The organism is Streptomyces sp. NPDC000404 (assembly GCF_040300365.1).
Lineage (GTDB): Bacteria > Actinomycetota > Actinomycetes > Streptomycetales > Streptomycetaceae > Streptomyces > Streptomyces ramulosus.
Genome location: NZ_JBEPDN010000011.1, coordinates 263,350 through 286,914 on the forward strand (window position 1 = coordinate 263,350; position 23,565 = coordinate 286,914).

General features: G+C 73.8%; 16 protein-coding genes. 14 read left to right on the forward strand and 2 right to left on the reverse strand.

Annotation, left to right across the window (positions count from 1 at the left end):
- The first annotated feature begins 86 nt into the window (after positions 1 to 86).
- The 13 genes from iolB to ABT345_RS22700 all read left to right on the forward strand — a co-directional run bounded on the left by iolB (position 87) and on the right by ABT345_RS22700 (position 18,660).
- Positions 87 to 1,022 carry a 5-deoxy-glucuronate isomerase gene (gene iolB / locus ABT345_RS22640; RefSeq protein WP_345084399.1) on the forward strand — a complete coding sequence of 312 codons (936 nt, stop codon included), beginning with the start codon at positions 87 to 89 and terminating at the stop codon, positions 1,020 to 1,022.
- Positions 1,019 to 2,893, forward strand: coding sequence for a 3D-(3,5/4)-trihydroxycyclohexane-1,2-dione acylhydrolase (decyclizing) (iolD, locus tag ABT345_RS22645; RefSeq protein WP_345084396.1), 1,875 nt, complete (start codon positions 1,019 to 1,021; stop codon positions 2,891 to 2,893). Before iolB ends, iolD begins: the two co-directional genes overlap by 4 nt.
- Before the next feature lie 39 nt (positions 2,894 to 2,932).
- On the forward strand, positions 2,933 to 4,426 hold the full coding sequence (locus ABT345_RS22650; RefSeq protein WP_345084393.1) for a CoA-acylating methylmalonate-semialdehyde dehydrogenase: 1,494 nt from the start codon (positions 2,933 to 2,935) through the stop codon (positions 4,424 to 4,426).
- A 145-nt stretch (positions 4,427 to 4,571) separates the two neighbouring features.
- The gene (locus tag ABT345_RS22655; protein WP_345084390.1) at positions 4,572 to 5,810 is read left to right on the forward strand and encodes a hypothetical protein; all 1,239 of its coding nucleotides are present in this window, start codon (positions 4,572 to 4,574) and stop codon (positions 5,808 to 5,810) included.
- A gap of 140 nt (positions 5,811 to 5,950) precedes the next feature.
- Positions 5,951 to 8,653 (forward strand): alpha/beta fold hydrolase, encoded by a 2,703-nt coding sequence (locus ABT345_RS22660; protein WP_345084387.1) that lies wholly within the window; start codon positions 5,951 to 5,953, stop codon positions 8,651 to 8,653.
- Positions 8,650 to 9,561 carry an ABC transporter permease gene (locus ABT345_RS22665; protein ID WP_345084384.1) on the forward strand — a complete coding sequence of 304 codons (912 nt, stop codon included), beginning with the start codon at positions 8,650 to 8,652 and terminating at the stop codon, positions 9,559 to 9,561. The genes ABT345_RS22660 and ABT345_RS22665 overlap by 4 nt, the downstream gene beginning before the upstream one ends.
- A gap of 330 nt (positions 9,562 to 9,891) precedes the next feature.
- Positions 9,892 to 12,003, forward strand: a complete 2,112-nt coding sequence (locus ABT345_RS22670; RefSeq protein ID WP_345084381.1) for an FUSC family protein — start codon at positions 9,892 to 9,894, stop codon at positions 12,001 to 12,003.
- Positions 12,004 to 12,287: 284 nt separating this feature from the next.
- Entirely contained in the window at positions 12,288 to 13,367 is a 1,080-nt protein-coding gene (locus ABT345_RS22675; RefSeq protein ID WP_345084377.1) for a rod shape-determining protein, read from the forward strand.
- An 803-nt stretch (positions 13,368 to 14,170) separates the two neighbouring features.
- Entirely contained in the window at positions 14,171 to 15,790 is a 1,620-nt protein-coding gene (locus tag ABT345_RS22680; RefSeq protein ID WP_345085134.1) for a sensor histidine kinase, read from the forward strand.
- Positions 15,791 to 15,792: 2 nt separating this feature from the next.
- On the forward strand, positions 15,793 to 16,200 hold the full coding sequence (locus ABT345_RS22685; RefSeq protein WP_030284070.1) for a roadblock/LC7 domain-containing protein: 408 nt from the start codon (positions 15,793 to 15,795) through the stop codon (positions 16,198 to 16,200).
- A 64-nt stretch (positions 16,201 to 16,264) separates the two neighbouring features.
- On the forward strand, positions 16,265 to 16,627 hold the full coding sequence (locus tag ABT345_RS22690) for a DUF742 domain-containing protein (protein WP_345084374.1): 363 nt from the start codon (positions 16,265 to 16,267) through the stop codon (positions 16,625 to 16,627).
- The gene (locus ABT345_RS22695) at positions 16,608 to 17,231 is read left to right on the forward strand and encodes a GTP-binding protein (RefSeq protein ID WP_345084371.1); all 624 of its coding nucleotides are present in this window, start codon (positions 16,608 to 16,610) and stop codon (positions 17,229 to 17,231) included. The genes ABT345_RS22690 and ABT345_RS22695 overlap by 20 nt, the downstream gene beginning before the upstream one ends.
- A 25-nt stretch (positions 17,232 to 17,256) precedes the next feature.
- Positions 17,257 to 18,660 carry a cytochrome P450 gene (locus ABT345_RS22700; protein WP_345084368.1) on the forward strand — a complete coding sequence of 468 codons (1,404 nt, stop codon included), beginning with the start codon at positions 17,257 to 17,259 and terminating at the stop codon, positions 18,658 to 18,660.
- A gap of 127 nt (positions 18,661 to 18,787) precedes the next feature.
- Here the strand turns inward: ABT345_RS22700 and ABT345_RS22705 are convergent, their stop codons facing one another.
- Positions 18,788 to 19,933: a terpene synthase family protein gene (locus tag ABT345_RS22705; RefSeq protein WP_345084365.1), complete on the reverse strand. Its 1,146-nt coding sequence runs from the start codon at positions 19,931 to 19,933 to the stop codon at positions 18,788 to 18,790.
- A gap of 2 nt (positions 19,934 to 19,935) precedes the next feature.
- Entirely contained in the window at positions 19,936 to 20,847 is a 912-nt protein-coding gene (locus ABT345_RS22710) for an SAM-dependent methyltransferase (protein ID WP_345084362.1), read from the reverse strand.
- Between the two features lie 468 nt (positions 20,848 to 21,315).
- Here ABT345_RS22710 and ABT345_RS22715 point away from each other — a divergent pair, with 468 nt between their 5' ends.
- Positions 21,316 to 23,505, forward strand: a complete 2,190-nt coding sequence (locus ABT345_RS22715) for a tetratricopeptide repeat protein (RefSeq protein WP_345084359.1) — start codon at positions 21,316 to 21,318, stop codon at positions 23,503 to 23,505.
- Positions 23,506 to 23,565: the final 60 nt, after the last annotated feature.

The following is a 23,565-nucleotide window of genomic DNA, read 5'->3' on the forward strand; positions in this document are numbered from 1 at the left end:
CGGGCCGGGCCGCGCGCAATCGGGTGGGCGCCGTCGCGGCGCCCGCATTTCCCTCACTGTCAGTGGTCGGGTGGAGACTTGTGGTCATGAACCCCGTATCCGCGTCATCCGCGTCCGCACCCGGCCCCGGCCGGGCCCTCGGCCTCCACATCCCGGCAGGTCACGGCGGCGCCGGGCGCTACGCCCTGGACATCACGCCGGAGCGGGCGGGCTGGGGCCACTCCTCGCTGCGCATCCTCGACCTGCCGCCCGGCGGCCACCACGCCTTCGACGCCGGGGACAGCGAATGGATCGTGCTGCCCCTCACCGGCGGCTGCACCGTCACCACCGATGGCACCCCGCACGAACTCACCGGCCGCGACAGCGTCTTCAGCGGCCTCACCGACTTCGCCTACGTGCCGCGCGATGCGCATGCGCGGCTCACCAGCCGGGCGGGCGGCCGGTTCGCCCTCGCCGGGGCCCGCTGCGCCCGCCGTCTGCCCGCCCGCCGCGGCGCCGCCGCCGACGTCCCCGTGGAGCTGCGCGGCGCCGGGGCCTGCTCCCGCCAGGTCAACAACTTCGCCGCCGCCGACGCCTTCCCCTGCGACAAGCTCATCGCCGTCGAAGTCCTCACCCCGGGCGGCAACTGGTCGTCCTACCCGCCGCACAAGCACGACACCGCCCGCCCCGGCGAGGAGTCCGAGCTGGAGGAGATCTACTACTTCGAGGTCGAGCCCGCCCACGGCACCCCGGGCGTCGGCTATCAGCGCGTCACCCCCTCCGGGCCCGGCCGCACCACCGACGTCCTCGCCGAGGTCCGCGGCGGCGACGCCGTCCTCATCCCCGACGGCTGGCACGGCCCGTCCATCGCCGCTCCCGGCCACACCCTCTACTACCTCAACGTCATGGCCGGGCCCGGCGCCACCCGCGAGTGGCTGATCCGCGACCACCCCGACCACGGCTGGATCCGCTCCACCTGGCCCGGACAGCCCACCGACCCCCGCCTGCCCCGCTACACCGCGCCCCCGGGAGACACCCGATGACCACCCTCCGCCTCACCGTCGCGCAGGCCCTGGTGCGGTTCCTCGCCCGCCAGTACACGGAGCGCGACGCCCACCGCCACCGCCTGGTGAACGCCTGCTGGGGCATCTTCGGTCACGGCAACGTCGCCGGGATCGGCCAGGCGCTGCGCGAGGACCCCCAGGCGCTGCCGTTCCTCCAGGGCCGCAACGAACAGGCCATGGTCCACGCCGCCACCGCCTACGCCCGCCAGAGCGACCGGCTCCGCGCGCAGGCCGTCACCACCTCCATCGGCCCCGGCGCCACCAACCTCGTCACCGGCGCCGCCCTCGCCACCGTCAACCACCTGCCGGTCCTGCTGCTGCCCGGCGACACCTTCGCCACCCGCCGCGCCGACCCCGTCCTCCAGCAGCTGGAGGTCCCGTACGCCGGTGATCTCTCCGTCAACGACGCCCTGCGCCCCGTCTCCCGCTACTTCGACCGCATCACCCGGCCCGAGGCGCTCATGCCGGCCGCCCTCCAGGCGATGCGGGTCCTCACCGACCCCGTCGACACCGGCGCCGTCACCCTCGCCCTGCCGCAGGACGTCCAGGCCGAGGCGTACGACTGGCCGGCGGAGTTCTTCACCTACCGGATCTGGCGCGTGCCCCGCCCCGCACCCGACCCGGACGCCCTCTCGGCGGCCGCCCGGGTGCTGCGCGCCGCCCGCCGCCCGCTGATCATCGCCGGCGGCGGCGTCCACCACAGCGAGGCGGAGGCGGCGCTGCGGACGTTCGCCGAGGCCACCGGCATCCCCGTCGCCGCCACCCAGGCGGGCAAGGGCGCGCTCCGCCACGACCACCCCGCCGACGTCGGCGGCATCGGCCACACCGGCACCGCCACCGCCGACGCGCTCGCCCGCGACGCCGACGTGGTCCTCGGCATCGGCACCCGCTACACCGACTTCACCACCGCCTCCGCCACCCTCTTCGCCGACCCCGCCGTCCGCTTCGTCAACCTCAACATCGCCGCCTTCGACGCCCACAAGCTCGCGGCGCTGCCGCTGGTCGCCGACGCCCGCGAAGGGCTCGTCGCGCTCACCCGCGCCCTGCACGGCCACCGCGTCGAGGCCGCGTACGAGGCGGGTTACGCCACCGCGAAGGCCGCCTGGGAGCGCCGCGTCGACGCCGCGTACGCCGCACCCGACCCGGACGCCCGGCCCACCCAGACCCAGGTGCTCGGCGCCCTCGACGCCGTCGTCGACGACAGCGACATCCTCGTCAACGCCGCCGGCTCCCTCCCCGGCGATCTGCACCGGCTCTGGCGCGCCCGCTCCCGCCGGCAGTACCACCTCGAATACGGCTACTCCTGCATGGGATACGAGATCCCCGCCGCCCTCGGCGTCGCCCTCGCCGCCCCCGGCCGCCCGGTGTGGGCCCTGGTCGGCGACGGCACCTATCTGATGAACCCCACCGAGATCGTCACGGCGGTCCAGGAGGGCGCCGCGTTCACGCTGGTGCTGCTCCAGAACCACGGCTTCGCCTCGATCGGCGGCCTCTCCGAGCAGACCGGCGGCGAGCGCTTCGGCACCGACTACCGCTTCCGCGCCGCGGACGGCACCTACACCGGCGATCCGCTGCCCGTCGATCTCGCCGCCAACGCCGCCTCCCTCGGCATGCGCGTGCTGCGCGCACCCACCGTCGGCGCGCTGCGCGACGCCCTCGCCGAGGCGCGTGGCGCGAACCGTCCCACATGTGTCTACGTCGAGACCGAAACGGCCGACACAGTGCCGGGCGCGCCGGGCGCCCAGTCCTGGTGGGATGTACCCGTTGCCGAGACCGCGACGCGTCCGGCGGCGGTCGCCGCGCGCCTGGCCTACGACCAGCACGCCGCCGACCGCCGCCGGCACCTGTGATCTCAGCCCGTAGTCGTCACCTCCGGAAAGGCCCCCCGCATGCAGACCATCAGCCACTGGATCGGCGGCAAGCCCGTCGAGGGTGTGTCGGGAAACTTCGGCCCGGTGTTCAACCCGGCCACCGGCGTCCAGGAGAAGCAGGTCGCCTTCGCCTCCGCCGAGGAGGTCGACGCCGCGGTCGCCGCCGCCAAGGAGGCGTTCGCCACCTGGGGCACCAGCTCCCTCGCCAAGCGCACCTCGGTGCTGTTCCGCTACCGCGAGCTGGTCGCCGCCCACCGCGAGGAGCTGGCCCGGCTGATCACCGCCGAGCACGGCAAGGTGCACTCCGACGCCCTCGGCGAGGTCGCGCGCGGTCTGGAGATCATCGAGCTGGCCTGCGGCATCCCCGAGAAGCTCAAGGGCGAGCTGTCCACGCAGGTCTCCACCCGGGTCGACGTCGCCGCGATCCGGCAGTCCCTCGGTGTGGTCGCCGGCATCACGCCGTTCAACTTCCCCGCCATGGTGCCGATGTGGATGTTCCCGCTCGCCGTGGCGTGCGGCAACACCTTCGTCCTCAAGCCGAGCGAGAAGGTGCCCAGCGCCGCCCTCAAGCTCGCCGAGCTGGCCGCCGAGGCGGGCCTGCCGGACGGCGTGCTGAACGTCGTCAACGGCGACAAGACCGCGGTCGACCGCATCCTGGAGCACCCGGACATCGCCGCGGTCTCCTTCGTCGGCTCCACCCCCATCGCCCGGTACATCCACACCACCGGCACCGCCAACGGCAAGCGGGTGCAGGCGCTGGGCGGCGCCAAGAACCACATGCTGGTGCTGCCGGACGCCGACCTCGACCTCGCCGCCGACTCCGCGATCAACGCCGCGTACGGCTCGGCCGGGGAGCGATGCATGGCGGTCTCCGTCGTCGTCGCCGTCGGGGAGACCGCCGACCCGCTGATCGAGAAGATCAAGGAGCGCGCCGCCGCCCTCCGCATCGGTCCCGGCGACGACCCGGCGTCCGAGATGGGCCCGCTGATCACCAAGGTCCACCGCGACAAGGTCGCCTCGTACGTCAAGGGCGCCGCCGCGCAGGGCGCCGACGTCGTCGTCGACGGCACCGGCTTCACCGTCGAGGGCTTCGAGGACGGCCACTGGATCGGGGTGTCGCTGCTCGACAACGTCACGCCCGAGATGGACGCCTACCGCGACGAGATCTTCGGCCCGGTGCTGTCGGTCGTCCGCGTCGCCACGTACGACGAGGCCATCGCGCTGATGAACGCCTCGCCGTGGGGCAACGGCACCGCCATCTTCACCCGCGACGGCGGCGCGGCCCGCCGCTTCCAGCTGGAGGTCGAGGCGGGGATGGTCGGCGTCAACGTCCCGATCCCGGTGCCGGTCGGCTACCACTCCTTCGGCGGCTGGAAGGACTCGCTCTTCGGCGACCACCACATCTACGGCAACGACGGCGTGCACTTCTACACCCGCGGCAAGGTCGTCACCACCCGCTGGCCCGACCCGTCCGACGGCGGCATCAACCTCGGCTTCCCCAGCAACCACTGACCGTCCGTCCGCTGCCCCGCCGGTCGCAGGCCGGCGGGGCAGCGGCGTCCGGTCCGCCGCGGGGCACGGCCTTCGGGGGCCGGTTGTCAGTGGGGGTTGCTACGGTGACCGTGCGTGTACACCACACCATCATCGGGGGAATGCGATGCCACGTAGTACGGCGCTGGCCAACGGCGCACGGATCACGGGCGGCATGTTCTGCCTGGTCTTCTTCCTCTACACCGGCTTCTGGATCTGCTACGACCTCGCGGAGTTCGGCCTCCCCGCGGTGTGGGACTTCTGGACGGGCGCCCGTCCCCCCGGCCGCAACCTCGTCAGCAACTCCACGCAGTTCTGCCTGGCCCTGGTGCAGTTGAGCGGGGCCGTCGCGGCGTTCACCGGGCGGCGGACGGCCGGCGGTCTGATGGCCGTGGCCACCGTCTTCACCTTCGCCACCGCCGCCCAGACCATGATCAGCGTCGGCTCCCACACCGGCGACGACCGCTGGTTCCGCAACGCACAGATGGACGCCGACCCCTTCGACGCGGTCTTCCTCGGCAGCCTGGCGCTCGCCCTGCTGACCTTCGTCGCCGCGATCGTGCTGCTGGCCGGGATGCGCTCCTGGCCACGCCCCGCCCCCAGCCTGCCGCCGATGCGCCCGGCCAGGGCCGCAGGCGTCATCGGCGGTCTCGTCCTCGGCGCGATGGCGCTGTTCTCGGTGATCTGGCAGCTCTACATGCTGGTCCAGAGCGGCGATGTGGCCGGCACCTTCCTCATCCTGTACCTGGGCCGGGGCATCCTGGCGTCCCTCACCTCGCTGTCGCCGGGCTGGGACGCGCTGGTCCTGATGGTGCTGGCGGGCATCGCCGCGCTCAACTGCCTGATCCGCGGCACCGCCGCCCGTGGCCTGGCCCTGGGCCTGGCCACGATGGCGCTGCCGAACGCCCTGCTGATGGTGATCGGCCCCGGGTTCTCCGGCCAGCTGTTCACGATCAGTGACGCGGCGCCGGGCCAGAGCATCCTCGGCATCGCCCAGGTGGTCCTGGACCTCCTCGGCTCGCTCGCCCTGTTCGCCCTGATGGCCAAGGGCGAGCCGGTTGCCCCCGGCTGGCAGCCGCCCGCGCCCGCACCGCAGTTCGGCGGCCCCGGCTTCGTCCCGCCCGGCCCGCAGCCGACCGGTTGGCAGCCGCCGGGCCCGCCGCCGGGCGGGCCGATGACCGGCGGCCCGATGCCCGGCCCGATGCCCGGCGGCCCGGTCCCCGCCGCCCCGGTGCCCCCGCAGGCGGGCCCGGTCCCGCCGATGCCGATGGCGGGCCCCGCCGCCCCGCCGATACCGCCCACCGCCCCGCCGGTCCCGCCCGGCAACCCGCCGGCCCCCGGCGGCTTCGGGCCCCCGCCGCTCTGACGGAGGCGGGGCCGTACCGCCCGCGGTGCGCATCCCGTACGCAGGGCCGCCGCCGGTACGGCCCGCACCGCCGCCTCCGCCCCACTCCCGACTCCCCACTCCCGACGTCCCCCATACGGCCCACTCCTTAGGATCCCCGTATGGATCTGCGATTGCGCGGACGACGGCTGTACGCGGCCGTCGGTGCTCTGGCCCTGCTCATGGGCGGCGGGGCGTGGAGCGCCGCCACCTCGGACGCCGCGCCGGCCGTGCACCGTACGGACCGGACGCTGACGATGCCCGAGAAGCCCGGCAGCGCGAAGACCGTACGGATCGACACCTCCTATTTCACCGCGGGGAGTTCCACCGCGCGCCGCCCCGCGGTCCTGCTCGCGCACGGCTTCGGCGGCAGCAAGAAAGAGGTCCGTCCGCAGGCGGAGCGGCTGGCCCGGGACGGATACGCCGTCCTGACCTGGTCGGCGCGCGGCTTCGGCAACTCCACCGGCGACATCGGGCTCAACGACCCCGGCCGCGAGGTAGCCGACGTCAGCCGCCTCGTGGACTGGCTGGCGAAGCGCCCCGAGGTACGGCTCGACGCGGCGGGCGACCCGCGCGTCGGCATCGCCGGCGCCTCGTACGGCGGCGCCGTCGCCCTCCTCGCCGCCGGCCACGACCGGCGGATCGACGCCCTCGCCCCGCAGATCACCTACTGGAACCTCGCCGACGCGCTCTTCCCGCACGGCGTGTTCAAGAAGCTGTGGGCCGGCATCTTCTTCACCACCGGCTCGGCGGGCACCCCCACCACGGCGCCCGGCCGCGCCCCCGGACCGGCCGGCGGCTGCGGCCGGTTCGCCGCGGACCTGTGCGCGATGTACGAACGGGTCGCGGTCGCCGGGAAGCCGGACGCGGCGGCCCGCGCCCTCCTGGAGAAGCGCAGCCCCTCCGCCGTCGGCGACCGCATCAAGGCGCCGACCCTGATCATGCAGGGCCGGACCGACTCGCTCTTCACCCTCGACCAGTCCGACGCGATGGCCCGGGCCCTGCGCCGCAACGGCGCCCCCGTCTCCGTCGACTGGATCGCCGGCGGCCACGACGGCGGCGACCGCGAGACGGAACGGCTCACCGACCGCACCCGCGCCTGGTTCGACCGCTACCTCAAGGGCGACAAGGGCGCCGGCACCGGGCCCGCGTTCCGGGTCAGCCGCAGCGGGGGAGTGGACTCCACCAACGGCGCCCTCCAACTGCGCGGCGCGAGCGGCCCGGCCTACCCCGGACTCGACCACGACCCGCGCCGCATCCAGCTCACCGGCCCCGAACAGCGCTTCACCAACCCGCCCGGCGCGAGCCCGCCCGCGATCTCCGCCGTCCCCGGCACCGGCGCGCTCGGCGCCCTCTCCGCCCTGGGCACCGGCGGCCTCGCGGTCGACTTCCCGGGCCAGTACGCCCGCTTCGACTCGGCGCCGCTCACCGCGCCCGTCCACCTCACCGGCGCCCCGCGCACCACCGTGACCGTCCGGTCCACCTCCCGCGACGCGGTGCTCTTCGCCAAGCTCTACGACGTCGCCCCGGACGGCACCAAGCAGGTGCTGCCCGCCCAGCTCGTCACGCCGTACCGCATCACCGGCGCCGACCGGGGCGTCCGCGTCGACCTGCGGCTGCCCGCCGTCGACCACGAGTTCGCCGCCGGGCACCGGATGCGCCTGGTCCTGGCCGCGACCGACCTCGGCTACGCCTCGCCCACCGAGCCCGCCACCTACACCGTGACACCGGCCGGCGGCGGCGCCCTGACCGTCCCCACCGACCCGCGGGTCAAGGCGGCCGCCGCCCCGCTCCCCGCCTGGACCTGGCAACTGCCGTCGGCCGCCGCCGTCCTCGCCGCAGCCCTGCTGCTCACCGCCCGCCGCCGCACCGCCGCCCCGGCCCCCGACCCGTCCCTCGCCGCCGTACCGCTGGTCATCGACGGGCTGAGCAAGAAGTACGCCGGGGCGCACGACCGGTACGCGGTGCGGGACCTGTCGTTCCGCGTGGAGGCGGGCCAGGTCCTGGGCCTGCTCGGGCCCAACGGCGCCGGCAAGACCACCACCCTGCGGATGCTGATGGGCCTGATCCGGCCGGACGAGGGCGAGATCCGGGTCTTCGGGCACGCCGTCCGGCCCGGCGCCCCGGTGCTCTCCCGGGTCGGCGCGTTCGTCGAGGGCGCGGGCTTCCTGCCGCATCTGTCGGGCCGTGCCAACCTCGACCTGTACTGGCGCGCCACCGGGCGGCCCGCCGCCGACGCGCACGCCGAGGAGGCGCTGGAGATCGCCGGGCTCGGCACCGCCCTGGACCGCGCGGTGCGCACCTACTCCCAGGGCATGCGGCAGCGCCTCGCCCTCGCCCAGGCCATGCTCGGCCTGCCCGACCTGCTGATCCTCGACGAGCCGACCAACGGCCTGGACCCGCCCCAGATCCGCGAGATGCGCGAGGTGATGATCCGTTACGCGGCCGCCGGACGCACCGTCATCGTCTCCAGCCATCTGCTGTCCGAGGTCGAACAGAGCTGTACGCATCTGGTCGTCATGGACCGCGGACGGCTGGTCAGGTCCGGGCCGGTCGCGGAGATCACCGGCGACCGGGACACCGTCCTGATCGGCGTCGCGGATCCCGGGGCGCTCACCGACGCGGCGTTGGAGAAGGTCCGCGCGCTCCCCGGCGTCGTCGCGGCGGTCCGCGCCGACGACGGTCTGCTGGTCCGCCTCGACGACCCCGCGGCCACCCCGCGCCTGCTCGCCGGACTCCTGCGGCTGGACCTGCCGGTGCAGCGCGTCGGGCCGCACCGCCGCCTGGAGGACGCGTTCCTCACCCTGATCGGAGGCGACCGATGACCGCCACCACCCCGGACCCGGCCCCGCGGCCGCACCCCGCACCGGTCGCCGGGCCCCCGGAGTCGGCCGCGGCTCCCGGCTACCGCGCCCACCGGACCCTGCCGCTGCGCGTCGAGGCGCTGCGGCAGCTGCGGCGCCGCCGCACCCTGGTGATCGGCGCCGGGCTGGCGCTGCTGCCGTTCGTGCTGGTCGTGGCCTTCGCCATCGGCGGCACCCCGGGCCGGCGGGCGAACGGCCGGATCACCTTGATGGAGACCGCGACGGCGTCCGGCGGCAACTTCACCGCCACCGTGCTGTTCGTCTCGGCGGGCTTTCTGCTCGTCGTGCCGGTGGCGCTGTTCTGCGGTGACACGGTGGCGTCCGAGGCGAGCTGGTCGTCGCTGCGCTATCTGCTCGCGGCGCCGGTGCCGCGCGCCCGGCTGCTGCTGAGCAAACTCACCGTGGGCCTGCTCTTCAGCGCCGCCGCGATGGTGCTGCTGCCCCTGGTCGCCCTGGGGGTGGGCACCGCCGCGTACGGCTGGGGCCCGCTCGCCCTGCCCACCGGCGGCGCGCTGCCGGCGGACGAGGCGGTGGGGCGGCTGGCGGTCGTGGTGGTGTACCTCTTCGTCAGTCAGCTGGTCACGGCGGCGCTGGCGTTCTGGCTGTCGACGGTCACCGACGCGCCCCTGGGCGCGGTCGGCGGCGCGGTCGGGCTGACCATCATCGGCAACGTCCTCGACCAGGTCACCGCCCTCGGTGGCTGGCGTGACGCGTTGCCCGCGCACTGGCAGTTCGCCTGGGCCGATGCGCTGCAGCCCACGATGGAGTGGTCCGGCATGCTCCAGGGCTCCGCCGTCTCGGTCGCCTACGCGCTGGTCCTCGTCGCCCTGGCGTTCCGCGGCTTCGCCCGTAAGGACGTGGTGTCCTGAGGGGTGCTCCGGCGCATCGTCCGGCCGTCCCCCGGGCCGCCCGGGCGTCCCGCGGGGGCCCGGCCGAGGGGCGCACCGGCTGAGCGGACGCGCCGGATGCGCACGCCGCCCCGCGGGCGCCACCGCACCGCACGGGAGAAACGGACCCGCGCCCCGGCCGGGCCCCGTCTGCCCCGCAAGCGCCCCGGCCGGGCCCCTACGAGGCGCCCGCGCCCGCCGACGGGCCTCCCGTACGACCTGATCGGCGCCTTCCCGTACGGGCCCGGCGCCACGCGGGATGCCGGTCCCCGCCGCCCCGAACCGCGGCATTTTGCCCCGTATTCTCTGGTTATGACCTGGTCGAGCGCGCTGAAGAAGACCGCCCGCTCCGGGCTGACCGTCGAGCGGGCCGAGCTCACCCCCCTCATCGCGGTGCGCGGCACCGTCGGCGTCGCCCTCGTCATCGGGTTCTGCCTGTGGCGCGGCGATCCGACCCTCGCCGTCTCCTCCGCCTTCGGCGCCTTCGCCGCGGGCACCGTCACCTTCCAGCGCAGCTGGCGCCCGCGCCCCGTCCTCGCGCTCGCCGTCGCCGGCGGCCTCGCCCTCTCCACCTTCCTCGGCTACCTCGCCGCCGCCCACCTCCTCGCCTTCCTGCTGCTGCTCGCCGGCTGGACCTTCCTCGCCGGGCTGGCCTGGGCGATCGGGCCGATCTCCGGTCTCGTCGGCACCCAGACCGTCTCGATCATGCTGGTCACCGTCACCCTGCCGACCTCCGTGCTCGGCGCCCTCGAACACGCCGCACTGATCGCCTTCGGCGGCCTCATCCAGGCCACGCTGATCATCGTCTTCCCGGTGCGCCCCTGGGGCGTCCAGCGCGACGCCCTCGCGGACGCGCTCGCCGCCGAGGCCGACTACGCCCGCCGGCTGCGCCACGACCCCGTCGCCCCGTTCGACCCGCAGCCCCTCATGGACGCCCGGCTCGCCTCCGCGGTGACGCCACGTCAGGCCAAGCGGCGCCCCGTCCAGCTCCACGGCCCCCGCGGCATCGCCGAACAGATCCGGCCGGTCCTCGCCTCCCTCGCGGACCCCGTGGTCGGCGCGCCCCTGGAAGGACCCGAACGCGACCGCACCCGCGACCTGCTGGGCGCCGCCGCCGCCGTCCTGGACGCCGTCGCCCACGCCATCCGCCACGACCGCCCCGTACGGCTGACCCCGGAGACGATGGCCACCTTGGAGGTCCCGCCGTCCGGACCGCTGCTCACGGGCGCCGCCCGCCGCTCCGCGTACCGCCTGATCGCCCTCCTCGCCGACGCCGTCGAGAGCAGCGACGAACCCGTGGAGTCCACCCGCCCCACCGCCGAGCCGGAACGCCATCTGCTGCGCCCCAGCGTGCCCCGGCTGATCCCGGGCGCGCTGCGCTCCGTCCACCGCGAACTGCGCCGCTCCTCCCGCATCCTGCGGCACGCCCTGCGGGTCAGCGCGGTCGCCTCGGCCGGCTACCTCCTGGGCACCGTGCTGCCGTTCGGCCACGGCTACTGGGTGCCGCTCGCCGCCGTCATGGTGATGCGCCCCGACTTCGGCCAGACCTACTCCCGCGGCGTCGCCCGGTTCTGCGGCACCCTCGTCGGCGTCACGATCGGCGGCGCCCTGATGGCGCTCTTCCACCCCGGCATCTACGTCGCCGCGGCGCTCGCCGTCTGCTGCGTCCTGCTGATGTACCTGCTCATGCACACCGGCCTCTCGGTCACCACCGCCTGCGTCGCCGCCTACGTCGTCTTCCTCCTCGGCATCGCGGGCGCCGGCTGGGAGCAGACCGTCCTCGAACGCGTCGTCCTCACCCTCGTCGGCGGCCTCCTCGCCATGGCCGCCTACGCCCTCTTCCCGACCTGGGAGACGCCCCGGCTCCGCCGCCGCCTCGCCGAATGGCTGGACGCCAACGGCCGCTACGCCCTCGCCGTCTTCGAACTGCACGCCCGCCCCGCCGAACGCCGCCCCCGCCAGGTCCGCGACGCCCTGCTGGACTCCCGCGCCGCCCGCGCCGCCTGGGAGGAGTCCGTGGAGCGCGCCGAGAAGGAACCGGTACGCCACCGGGGCCTGTCCCGCTCCTCGGCCACGGCGGCGACCACCGCCCTCACCACCATGGGCCGCGTCGCGATGATCCTGGAGGCCCACCTCCCCAAGAAGGACGCCGAACCATCGGTCGGCGCCACCGCGTTCGCCTACGAACTGCGCGAATCCCTGGAGCGCGCCACCCAGGCCGTGGTGGACCGCGAGGAGCTGGACTGGAGCGAACTGCGCGCCGTATGGGAGCGGTGGGACGCGGAGGACGAGAGCCAGGGCGTCGCCCTGCGCGGCGCCGACCTCCTCCTCGACGCGCTCGACGACCTCGCCCACGCCCTCTCCCGCGGCCCCGGCGGCCGCAACCGCGCCGCCCGGGGCAGGCTGGGCAGCAGCAGCCGGTGACGGGCGGGCCAGTTCCGTGCGGCTCCCCCGGGGGCGCCCGCGTGGAACCGGCCCGCCCGGGGAAGGGTGGAACCGGCCCGCCCCGGGCGCCGACCCCTCCGGAACCCGCCCGGCGGTCCGCCCGTTTCCCCACCGCAGGAACCAATCCGCGACCCCAGTACTCTTGATAATTGCCCGAAAATGACGCCATTGGTATGCCCTTGGTGCCGTCTGGGCCGCGATGCCCGAGGACCCCGCCCCGCCGGGTCCTGTCATCCAGTTGAGAAAGAGCGAACGAACTCCCCATGGCGCCCAGCACCTCGTCCGGTACGTACGACATAGGCATCGACCTCGGCACCGCCAACACCCTGGTCCACGCGCGCGGCAAGGGGGTCGTGCTCAACGAACCGTCGGTCGTCGCCGTCAACGCCGCGGGCGACGTCGTCGCCGTCGGCGCCGAGGCCAAGCGCACCATCGGCCGCACCCCGTCCGGCATCACCGCGCTGCGCCCCCTGCGCGAGGGCGTCATCGCCGACTTCCACGCCGCCGAACAGATGCTGCGCGCCCTGATGAAGAAGGCGCTGCCCACCCGCCGCTTCTCCAAGCCGCGCGTGGTCATCTGCGTCCCGTCCGGGATCACCGGGGTCGAGCGGCGCGCCGTCATCGACTCCGCACGCGGTGCGGGCGCGCGCGAGGTGCACCTCATCGAGGAGCCCATGGCCGCCGCGATCGGCGCCGGACTGCCGGTCGCCGAACCGGTCGGCTGCATGGTCGTCGACATCGGCGGCGGCACCACCGAGGTCGCGGTCCTCTCCCTGGGCGGCCTGGTCACCGCCCAGTCCGTACGCGTCGCCGGGGACGCGCTGGACGCCGCGATCATCGCCTACGTCAAGAAGAAGCACGCGCTGGCCATCGGGGAGCGCACCGCCGAGGACATCAAGATCGCGATCGGCTCGGCGGCCTGGACCCCGGTCGCCGACGACGAGGACGGCAACCCCGAGCGACCCACCACGTTCACCGTCCGCGGCCGCGACCACGTCGGCGGGCTGCCGCGCGTCCAGGAGGTCACCGAGGAGGAGATCCGCGAGGCGCTCGCCGAGCCGGTCGACGCGATCGTCCGCGCGGTCCACCGCACCCTGGACGAGTGCCCGCCCGAGCTCTCCGGCGACATCGTCGAACGCGGCATCGCCCTGACCGGCGGCGGCGCCCTGCTCCGCGGCCTCGACCAGCGGCTGCGCCAGGAGCTGGGGGTCCCGGTGACCGTCGCCGACCAGCCGCTGGACTGCGTCGTCAACGGCACCGCCAAGTGCGTCGACGAATTCGCCCACCTCAAGGGCCTGCTGTCCGACGCCAAGCAGCCGCCCCGCCGGGCGGTGCGCCTGTAGTACGCACCGCCACGACCGCCCGGGTGTCCGACGAAGGCACCCGGGCCACGCGGGCCGCCCCCGTCGGCGGCGGCCCGCAAACCCTCCGCTCCCACCTCCCGCCCGGGAACGCGCAGCCGGTAAGCCCGGAATGCCCACCCGTGGACGGAGCGGACGAGGCGGCCCCGCCCCGGCCGCGGATACGGCTTGTCGCCGCCGCGCGCGAAGCGGACGAAGAGCGCGCCGCCGCCGCGGCACCGGACGGCGGCCCGAGGCCGCCACCGCCCCCATGGGGTCCTACATCCTCGCGGGTGAACTCTCCGCCGCCCGAGGTGACCACCGTCTCTCCCCCGCCCGCTACGAACGGCGGATGCGGCCCTACGCCACCCGGTGTCGGGCGGGCGGACACCAGGTCGGAGAGTTCCTGGCACCCCGCACCCGGACGGTGATCGACGCCCGCCACGCTCCGTTGAACAAACCAGTGGCATGTGCCCGGGTGCCCGGTGGCGGGCGGAGGGTCTCCGAGGGGACCGCGCGGCCGGACCACTCCCGCCGGACTGCCGAAAGCCCGTCCGAGGGCGCGACTCACCCCGGATTCGGAAGGGAACTGACGGAGTGTCGAATATGAAGGGGAAGTTCGATTTCCGCTTGTTCAGGGCGTAGTGACCTGGCGTCAGCCTGCGATCAAACCCGGTTATGCTACTTCCGGTCCGCCGCCCCCCTGGAAGCGTTGCACGGTAACCACCGTGACGACGCTGTCCGTTGTGTCGCGGATCCGGCAAGTCGTCCCGATCTTTCAATGTTTGAGGGTTTTGAGGGTGCAGATGGTTCGAGAAGGATCGTCGCCCGGGGGGTCACGTCCCGTCTCGGTTCTCGCGTGGGCCGTGCCCGCCGCGGTGACGGCCGTGGCCGGGGTCATCGCCGCGGTGACGGTCCCCTCCCAGGCGAGTACGCCGGTCGCCTGGGTCGGGGTGATCGCCACCGTGGCGGTCGCACTGGTCACGGCCGAGCTGGCCCGACGGGCCAAGGTGATCGCCGGGCTGCGACAGCGCGACCGTGAGTACCGCACGGCCCTGTCCCGCCAGGAGTCGGAGACCATCCGCCTGGCCAAGGACCTGCTGCCCGAGATGGTCTCCCGGCTCAGCCGCGGCGAGTTCCCCGAAGACGTCTTCAACGCCATGGGGGAGCGGCTCGCCAAGCACGCCAAGGAGGCGGAGCTCACCCCGGAGTTCCACGGCGCCCACCAGGCCGTTCTGCGGTCCGTCATGGAAGCCGTCGTCGCGGAGGAAGACCTCCGTGACGCCGCCCAGCGCGCGTTCGTGAACATCGCCCGGCGCGTCCAGGCGATCGTCCACCAGCAGGCCCAGGAACTCCGCGAGATGGAGGACCGCCACGGCCATGTCCCCGAGGTCTTCGGCGACCTGCTCCAGCTGGACCACGGCACCGCCCTGATCGGCCGCCTCGCCGACTCCATCGCCGTGCTCGGTGGCGCCCGCCCCGGCCGTCAGTGGAGCCGCGCGGTCCCGCTCTACAGCGTGCTCCGCGGCGCGATGTCCCGGATCCTCGACTACCAGCGCGTCGAACTGCACTCGGTCTCCGAGGTCGCCGTCGTCGGCCCGGCCGTCGAACCGCTCATCCACGCCCTCGCCGAGCTGCTGGACAACGCCACCCGCTACTCCCCGCCCCAGACCCGGGTGCACCTGACCGCCGTCGAGGTGCAGTCCGGTATCGCGGTGGAGATCGAGGACGGCGGCGTCAGCATGAGCGAGGAGGCGCGCAAGCGCGCCGAGCGGATGCTGGAGCAGGCCCAGAAGGGCATCGACGTCAACGACCTCGGCGAGACCCCGCGCCTCGGCCTCGCCGTCGTCGGCCGCCTCGCGCAGGTCTACAACTTCCAGGTGTCGCTGCGTACCTCCGCCTACGGCGGTGTCCGAGCCGTGCTGATCGTCCCGCAGGACCTGATCACCACCGCCCCCGCCACCGGCCGGGCCCACGGCATCGGCGCCTCCTCGGGCCCGCTGGCCGCCCGCCCGGAGCGTCCCGCCGCGGCCGACCGCCCCGCCCCCGCTCCCGCCCCCGCCCCCGTGGCGGCGGCGCCCGCCGCCCCCGCACCGGTCAACGGCGGATACCCGGGCGACACCATGGACGACATCCCCGTGGTGACGGAGCGGACCGCCACCGGACTTCCGCAACGACGGCGCAAGGCCCGGGCAACCGCCCCCATGGCCCCGCCGGCCGCCCCCGCCCCCACCCCGGCGCCGGCCCCCGCTGTTCCCGCCCCCACCCCCGCTCCGGACAAGGCACCGCCGGTGCAGCCCGGTATGTGGCTGGCGGCATTCCAAAGTGGCCTGTCCGGCGAGAGCCAGACGCCCGCGCCCACCGGTGCCTCCGGTGAGGCCGGTGCAGCCCGTGAGAGTGACGAGTCGTCGGAAAAGAGTGAGTAGCCATGATTCAGCACCGGCCCAACATGGACTGGATGCTCAAGGACCTCGCGGAGAGCGTTCCGCAGACCCGTCACGTCATCGTGTTGTCGTCGGACGGCCTGCGGATGGCCCAGCACGGCACCGACACCGACACCGCGGACCGGCTGGCGGCCGCCTGCGCCGGACTGCAGAGCCTGGCCGGTGCGGTTTCCTCGGAGTTCCCCCGCAGCGACGGCCGGATGCGTATGGTCGTGATCGAACTGGACGGCGGGTTCTTCTACCTGATGGCAGCAGGTGCCGGAGCATACCTCGCGGTGCTGGCCGATGAGGACGTGGACGCCGGCTTGATCGGTGCGCGGATGCGGGACCTCGTGGCCCGTATCGGAGAGCACCTGAGCAGCCCGCCGCGCCACAACGGACAGGTCGTATGAGCGAGGTCGTCGAACGTGTTGAAGACATGCGGCGTCCCCGCCGAGGGGGAAGAGGGTCTCCGGAGTGAGCGATGCGGACGAGGGCTGGGAGGACGAGAACCCGGAGAGGCTTTATGTGATCACCGGCGGGCGCAGCGGATCCTCCGGCAAATCGGCCTCCCTCGACCTGGTCACGCTGATCGTGTCCAAGAACAGCCCCAAACCGGGCATGCAGCCCGAGCACGCCACGATCATGCGGCTGTGCCACTCCCCGCTGTCCGTGGCGGAACTCTCCGCCTACATGCGCCTGCCGGTCAGCGTGCTCACCGTTCTGCTCGGTGACCTGCTGGCGGACAGCCGCGTCGTGGCACGGGCACCCGTACCTCCCGCTCAACTTCCCGACCGTGCCCTTATTGAGGCGGTGATCCATGGACTTCAAAAGCTCTGAGACGCTTGTCGAGCACCCTGCCGAGGGCCCACGGACCGAGGACGAACTGCCGGACAGTGCGGCGGCCGCGGTCAAGGTCGTGATCGTCGGCGGGTTCGGTGTCGGCAAGACCACGCTCGTCGGATCCGTCAGCGAAATCCGTCCGCTGACGACCGAGGAGACGATGACCCAGGCCGGTGTCGGCGTCGACGACACCATCGGGGTGGAACGCAAGACCTCCACCACCGTGGCGATGGACTTCGGCCGGATCTCCCTCAACGACGAACTCGTCCTCTATCTCTTCGGCACCCCCGGACAGCAGCGCTTCTGGTTCCTGTGGAACGGCCTGTTCGACGGCGCCCTCGGCGCCGTCGTGCTGATCGACACCCGCCGGCTGGAGGTCAGCTTCGACGTCATCGGGCGGCTGGAGGAGCGCGGCGTCCCCTTCGTCGTCGCCATCAACTCCTTCCCGGACGCGCCGGCGCACCCGATCGAGGAGGTCCGCGCCGCCCTCGACCTGCCGGCCACCGTGCCGATAGTCGACTGCGACGCCCGGCTGCGCCCGTCAAGCCGCGACGTACTGATGACGTTGATGCGGTATCTGCATTCCCTCGCCGTGGCGTGAGCCGGCGAGGAGCCAAGGAGCCACTGTGAGCACTTCCCCCACCCCGCCCCCGGGCTGCCCGGCCCACGGCGTCGGCCCGGAGGGCCTGCGCCGGCTGTACGGCCCGGAGGCCGAGGCCGATCCGATGGGGCTGTACGAGAAGCTGCGCGCCGAACACGGACAGGTCGCGCCGGTTCTCCTGCAAGGCGATCTCCCGGCGTGGCTGGTGCTGGGGCACCGCGAGAACCTGGACGTGGCCCGTACCCCGTCCCGGTTCTCGCGGGACTCGCGCCGCTGGCGGGACATGCGGGAGGGCCGGGTCGGTCCGGAGCACCCGCTGACCCCGGTCGCCGCCTGGCAGCCGGTGTGCAACTTCGTCGACGGCGCCGACCACGAGCGGCTGCGGGCGGCGGTCACCGACTCCATCAACCGTTTCGACCGGCGCGGCATCCGCCGCTACGTCACCCGCTTCGCCAACCAGTTGATCGACGAGTTCGCCGGCGCCGGCCAGGCCGATCTGGTCAGCCGGTTCGCCGAGCACCTGCCGATGCTGGTGATGACGCAGCTGCTGGGCATGCCCGAGTCGTACGGCCCCCGGCTGGTCGAGGCCGCCCGCGACATGATCAAGGGCACCGAGACCGCCGTCGCCAGCAACGAGTTCGTCATGCAGACGCTGCAGCAGCTCGTGGAGCGCAAGCGGGCCACCCCCGGCCACGACTTCACCACCTGGCTGCTGGAGCACCGCTCCGCGCTCACCGACGACGAGGCGATACAGCACCTCCGCGTCGTGCTGATCGCGGCGTTCGAGACGACGGCCAACCTCATCGCCAACACCGTGCTGATGGTGGTCACCGACCGTCGGTTCCGCGCCAGCCTCTCCGGCGGTCACATGACCCTGCCGGACGCGCTGGAGCAGGTGCTGTGGGACGAGCCGCCGTTCACCACCATCCTCGGACGGTGGGCCACCGGCGACACGGAGCTGGGCGGTCAGCGCATCAAGGAGGGCGACATGCTGCTCCTGGGGCTGGCGGCGGGCAATGTCGACCCGGAGATCCGCCCCGACCTGACGCAGCCGGTGCACGGCAACCGCTCGCACCTCGCGTTCAGCGGCGGCCCGCACGAATGCCCAGGTCAGGACGTGGGCCGCGCCATCGCCGACACAGGTATCGACACCCTGCTGGCCCGGCTGCCCGACATCCAGCTGGCCGTCGCCGAGCCCGACATCCCCTACCGGTCGTCGCTGATGTCGCGTCACATGGTGGAGCTGCCGGTGCGGTTCACGCCGAAGCCGAGCATGCCGGCGCAGACCGCCAGTTCGGAGCTGCCCGCGCCGCGCCGTTCGGAGCCGCTGCCGGAGGCGGCCGGTCCGCGGCCCCCGGCCGCCGTACCCGCGGCGGAGGCGAAGCGCCGCTCCGGCACCTGGTGGCGGCGCTGGTTCAGCGGCCACTGAGCGGTACGCTCCCGGGCCCGCCGGCGTATGCACGCGTCGCGGGCAGGGGTGACGAGGACCGGCGGTACAAGTGTGCCGCCGGTTCCGCATGTGGTGAGGGTGTCCCGGTGGGGGCGGGACACCACGCTCAGGGAGCGTCGGGGGACGTCAGCTGGTCCCACCACCAGGCGATCGCCGGGAGCGCCGGTGCGTCCGTCGAGGGGTCGCTGGGCGTGTCCCGGTAGGTGATGCCGAACGACGAGCCCGGCACCGGCAGCGGATTGCGGTTGCGGGGGCTGGCGAAGCGCGGCGCGTTGTTCTGCCAGACGATGCAGCCGGCGATGTAGTCGCCGACCGTGTCCAGGTAGCGCAGCATCATCGGGTCGCCGCCGGCGGCGAGTTGGTCGCGCAGCCGGAGGTAGAGCGTCATCGTCCGGTCGCGCAGCGCGACCGCCTCGGGCAGCGCCTCGGCCGGGGTGCAGCCCCGCTCGTGGGCGATGACGTTGATGAGGTTCTGCTCGGGGATCTCCAGATGGTCCTCCTTGGCGTAGGAGAACAGGTCGTTGTCGGTGCCGACGAGGAAGCCCGCGGCGTCGGTGAGGGCCTGGACCGCCGGGGAACACTGCACGTCGGGCGGGAGATCGACGCCGTTCGCCACCTCGCCCCAGGTGAGCGAGAAGCGGGTGCCGTTGATCGAGACGGCCATGCCGGCGAAGTCGTTGAGGCTCGGCATGACGCCGCGTTCGGCGTTGGCGGTCTGCCAGGAGGAGGCGAACAGCCAGTCCCGGACCCCGTCGATGAACCGCCGCAGCTGCCAGGGGCTCAGGGCGGCGCGGGTCCGCCCCACCAGGTCGTGCAGCGCGTCGGTGTACGGGCTGGGCGGCATCATCGACGAACCGGGGTACTCCAGCGCGCGCAGCAGCCGGATGCTGGTGTCGACGACCTTGCCGGTCGCGGTGGCGTTGCTGCCGGAGTCGAGCCAGTCGTCGACCGCGTGGGCCCAGTAGTTCCACATCATGAAGACGAGCAGCGGTTCCGGCTCGCCGTGCGGAATGATCCGGCAGCTGAACTCCGCGCTGTGGGTGGCCAGTCCCCAGGCGCGTTCGGTCGCGTCGGGGTAGAGGCCGTAGCTGTCGATCCACTCCAGGGCGCGCCGCTCCAGCTCCGCGTGGCGGGGGTGGATGTCGCCGGTGAGCGTGATCGGGCAGTAGAACGGCGGGAGTTGCCAGCCGATGGGGGACGGGCGGGACCGGTCGCCGCCGGGGGCGGTGCGGACGTCCGAGGTGACGGTCATGGTCAGTTGCCTCCCAGGCGGAAGAGCAGCAGGCGGGTCTCGACCGCGTGGTCACGCCAGATGCGGTACAGCTTGCCGTGGGTGCGCTCCGACTCCAGCAGGCGGTCGCGGGCGATGGGCGAGGGCACGCCGGTGCGGTCCATCGTCTCCACCTCCGCGGTGCTCCACGCCATCGACTGCATCCAGAACTCCGCGACGCGGTCGGTGATGTCCTCGTCCTGCTCCAGCTCCATACCGGCGGCGTGCGCGGCGTTGATGTACTCGGTCAGGGTGCCCAGGCGGGTCTTGTAGTAGTCGTCGATGAACTCGGTCCACTCGGGGCGGCACAGGAAGTGCTCCTGGATGCCGAACCAGCCGCCGGGCTTGAGCGCCTTGGCCACGACGGAGAACAGCCGCTCGCGGTCCATGTAGCCGGAGCTCTCGATGGCCACGGCGCCGTCGTAGCGGTTCTCGTCGGTCAGGTCGTGGATGTCGCCGAGGACCGGGGTGATCCGGTCGGCGACCTCCGCCTGGCGGGCGAGGTCGGAGATGACCGGTATGTGTTCGCCGGTGACGGTGATGCCGGTGACCTGCGCACCGTACTTCTGCGCCCAGTAGATCGAACCGCCGCCGACGCCGCAGCCGATGTCGAGAAGGTGGCCGTGCGGATTGCGGGGTACGTCCCACAGCTCGGCGGCGTGATCGAGTACGGCTTCCTGCGATTCGACGATGCGCCGCCGCAGGACGCGCTGCGCGACCGTGGTGTTGGGGCGCGCCCCTTCGTCAAATATCCCCATATGGAAGTGAACACGCGGGCCGGGCCCGTATTTGTGCAGGATGTCTCTGGTCTTGCGCGTGTAATAGAGGGGGACTTGCTTCTCGTCGAACCCGGACTGGCCGGGGACCGCTGCGTCGATGACGAGGTTGTTGTCCATGTTTCAACTCCGTTGGGCAGACAGTCCGGTGCGCCGGTAGCATCCGGCGCCCCGGTCGGGGGGTGGGCCGGAACCAGACAGTCCGGGCCCACACGATCTGCCCGAGAGTGATCGTTCGCAATCCGGATCTGGACCTCACGTGACCAGAGTCATATGCAAACAAGCCAAAAATAAACACTTTTGGGCGCGGGGAATGCCGCCAACGCGCCGTTCGTCCAGCCGATGACACGTCAGGACGCCTGCGGAGCAAGCGAGTGGATGGCGCGTCAGAAGAGGCTCGGGTGAACAGCGGGACGCCTGGGGTGCGCTCTCGGCCGGAGGACGTTCCGGTTCCGCGCCCTGCCCGGCAGGATGGGCGGCAGGAGCACGGCGCCTGGAGGCCCACCACTACGGTGGACGGCGGGCGGCGAACGGATCGGCACGGCCGCCCGGCAGTGGTACGGGACGGCGTACAGGGGGAGTGACGGCATGCTGGATCCCACGTCGGTGGGGGCGATTTCGTCCCTGCTGTCCACCATGGCGATGTCCATGGCGACAGAAGCGGGCAAACGTGGCTGGGAATCGCTCGGTGCGCTCGCCCGCCGGATCACCGGACGCGAGGTCCCGGCGCCGGTCGGCGCCGATGACCGCGGCGAGTTGGCGGCCGCGCTGGCCGGTGCCGCCGCGCGCGACCCCGAATGCGCCCGCGCCCTCGGCGTCCTCTTCCGCACCGCCCCCGCCCCGGTGAGCGCCACGGCCGTGCCGCGCCGGCTCCCGCCCGGCACACGCTTCTTCACCGACCGCCGCGAGCCCCTCAAACAGCTCGACAAGGAAGCCGGCCGCAAGGCCGACGGCCTGCCCCGCGTCGCCGTCGTGTACGGGCCCGGCGGCATCGGCACCAGCGCCGTGCCCCTCCACTGGGGAGCCCGCAACGCCCACCGCTTCCCGGACGGCCAGCTCTACCTCGACCTGCGCGGCGGCCCCGCCGGCGCGCTCGACGCCCCCGCGGTGCTCCGCGACTTCCTGCGCAGACTGGGCGTCGCCGATACGGACGTACCGCCCGCGGCCGAGGACCGCATCGACCTCTACCGCACCCTCGTCGCGGACCGCAGGCTCCTCGTCGTCCTCGACCACGCCCGCTCCGCCGCGCAGGTCGGCCCCCTGCTGACCGGCGCCCCCGGCGTCTTCACCGTCGTCGTCGCGCGCCGCCCGCCGGCCGGGCTCGACGCCGTGCCCGTCCCGGTCGGACCGCTCGCCGCCAAGGACGCCCGGGCCCTCCTCGGGCAGCTCACCGGGCTGCGCCGGCGCGGCGACGACGAAGCCGTGCTCCAGGCCGTCCTCGACCGGTGCGGCGGCTCCCCCTACGCCCTGCGGACCGCCGCCACCTCCCTGGCCCTGCCGCAGGACCCCGCACCGCACGGGCTCACCCCGCCCGCCCGGGAGCCCGCCGCACCCGATCCCGACCCGGTCCGCGCCGCCGCCGACGACGCCTACCGCACGCTGCCCGCGGACGCCGCCCGGCTCCACCGCCTGCTCGCGCTGCACCCCTGGCCCGCCATCGGCCCAGCTCAAGCGGCGGCCACCGCGGAGATCAGCGAGGCCGAGGCCGCACACCTCCTGGGCGACCTGGCCGCACGCGGACTCCTGGAGACCCGGGACGGCGTGCGCCACCACCACCGCCCCCTCGTCCGGCAGCACGCCGAAGCGCTCGCCGCCCGGGAGGACCGGCCCGGCGGCTGCTCCGCCGCCGTCTCCCGCACCGTGAGCTGGGCGCTGCGCCTGGCGGTGCCCGCCGACCGCGCGGCCCTCCCCGAGCGCTGGCACCTCGGCCCGCTCTACGACCTGCTGCCGCCGGGCCCGTACGCCGAACCCCGGGAGGCGCTGGCGACGCTGGACCGCGAACTCCCGACGCTGGTGGCCGCCGTGCTGGCGGCGGAGGCCTACGGCGATCACCACGGCGTCTGGCAGCTGTGCGAGGCGCTGTGGTCGGTGCAGCTCAAGGCCGGGCGCCACGAGCAGGTCCTGCCGGCGCTGCGGGCGGGTGTCCGCGCCGCCCGCGCCCTGGCCCCCGAGGCCGGCGCGGACCAGGTACCCGAGGCGTCCGGCGTGCAGATCCGGGTGCGGGCCCGGATGCACACCCAACTCGCGCTGGCCCTGACGGAGCTGGGCGCCGACCACTTCGCCGAGGCCGAGGAGGAGCTGCGGCAGGCGGCCCGCGCGTCCCGGTCGGCCGGCCACCGCCTCGGGCAGGCCACCGCGGTGGAGACGCTGGGCCTGCTGCGTCTGCGGCAGTGGCGGTACGCCGAGGCGCTGGACCTCTTCGAGGAGGCCGACGCCGTCCTCGTCGCGATTCCCGACGGCGGCGCGGGCAGCGGCGACGTCCCCCGCGCCCGCGCCCTGCTGCGCCGCCACCGCGGCCGGGCGCTGCGGGGGCTGGGCCGCTGCGACGAGGCCACGCGGTGGCTGGAGCAGGCCCTGGAGTTCTTCCGCGCGCACGACGCGTACAACGCCGCCCGCACCCTCACCGATCTCGCGGAGACCCGCAGTGAGGCCGGGCACCCGCGGGAGGCGCTGGCCCACTTCGAGGAGGCCGCCGCGCTGCTGGCGGAGGGCGGCGCGGGATATCACCTGATCCGCCTGCGGGAGCTGCGCGAGACCGTCGAACGGGACGCGGAGTAGCCGCGGGTGCCCGGCCTCGCTGCGGGGCTTTGCGGACGGGCCCGCGGCCCGGACGGCCGC

Coding starts and splice junctions, on each gene's coding strand:
- ABT345_RS22675 (WP_345084377.1), top strand. CDS start 12,288: ATGGCGCCCAGCACCTCGTCCGGTACGTACGACATAGGCATCGACCTC.
- ABT345_RS22655 (WP_345084390.1), top strand. CDS start 4,572: ATGCCACGTAGTACGGCGCTGGCCAACGGCGCACGGATCACGGGCGGC.
- ABT345_RS22670 (WP_345084381.1), top strand. CDS start 9,892: ATGACCTGGTCGAGCGCGCTGAAGAAGACCGCCCGCTCCGGGCTGACC.
- ABT345_RS22680 (WP_345085134.1), top strand. CDS start 14,171: ATGGTTCGAGAAGGATCGTCGCCCGGGGGGTCACGTCCCGTCTCGGTT.
- ABT345_RS22665 (WP_345084384.1), top strand. CDS start 8,650: ATGACCGCCACCACCCCGGACCCGGCCCCGCGGCCGCACCCCGCACCG.
- ABT345_RS22695 (WP_345084371.1), top strand. CDS start 16,608: ATGGACTTCAAAAGCTCTGAGACGCTTGTCGAGCACCCTGCCGAGGGC.
- iolB (WP_345084399.1), top strand. CDS start 87: ATGAACCCCGTATCCGCGTCATCCGCGTCCGCACCCGGCCCCGGCCGG.
- ABT345_RS22710 (WP_345084362.1), bottom strand. CDS start 20,847: ATGGACAACAACCTCGTCATCGACGCAGCGGTCCCCGGCCAGTCCGGG.
- ABT345_RS22705 (WP_345084365.1), bottom strand. CDS start 19,933: ATGACCGTCACCTCGGACGTCCGCACCGCCCCCGGCGGCGACCGGTCC.
- ABT345_RS22685 (WP_030284070.1), top strand. CDS start 15,793: ATGATTCAGCACCGGCCCAACATGGACTGGATGCTCAAGGACCTCGCG.
- iolD (WP_345084396.1), top strand. CDS start 1,019: ATGACCACCCTCCGCCTCACCGTCGCGCAGGCCCTGGTGCGGTTCCTC.
- ABT345_RS22660 (WP_345084387.1), top strand. CDS start 5,951: ATGGATCTGCGATTGCGCGGACGACGGCTGTACGCGGCCGTCGGTGCT.
- ABT345_RS22715 (WP_345084359.1), top strand. CDS start 21,316: ATGCTGGATCCCACGTCGGTGGGGGCGATTTCGTCCCTGCTGTCCACC.
- ABT345_RS22650 (WP_345084393.1), top strand. CDS start 2,933: ATGCAGACCATCAGCCACTGGATCGGCGGCAAGCCCGTCGAGGGTGTG.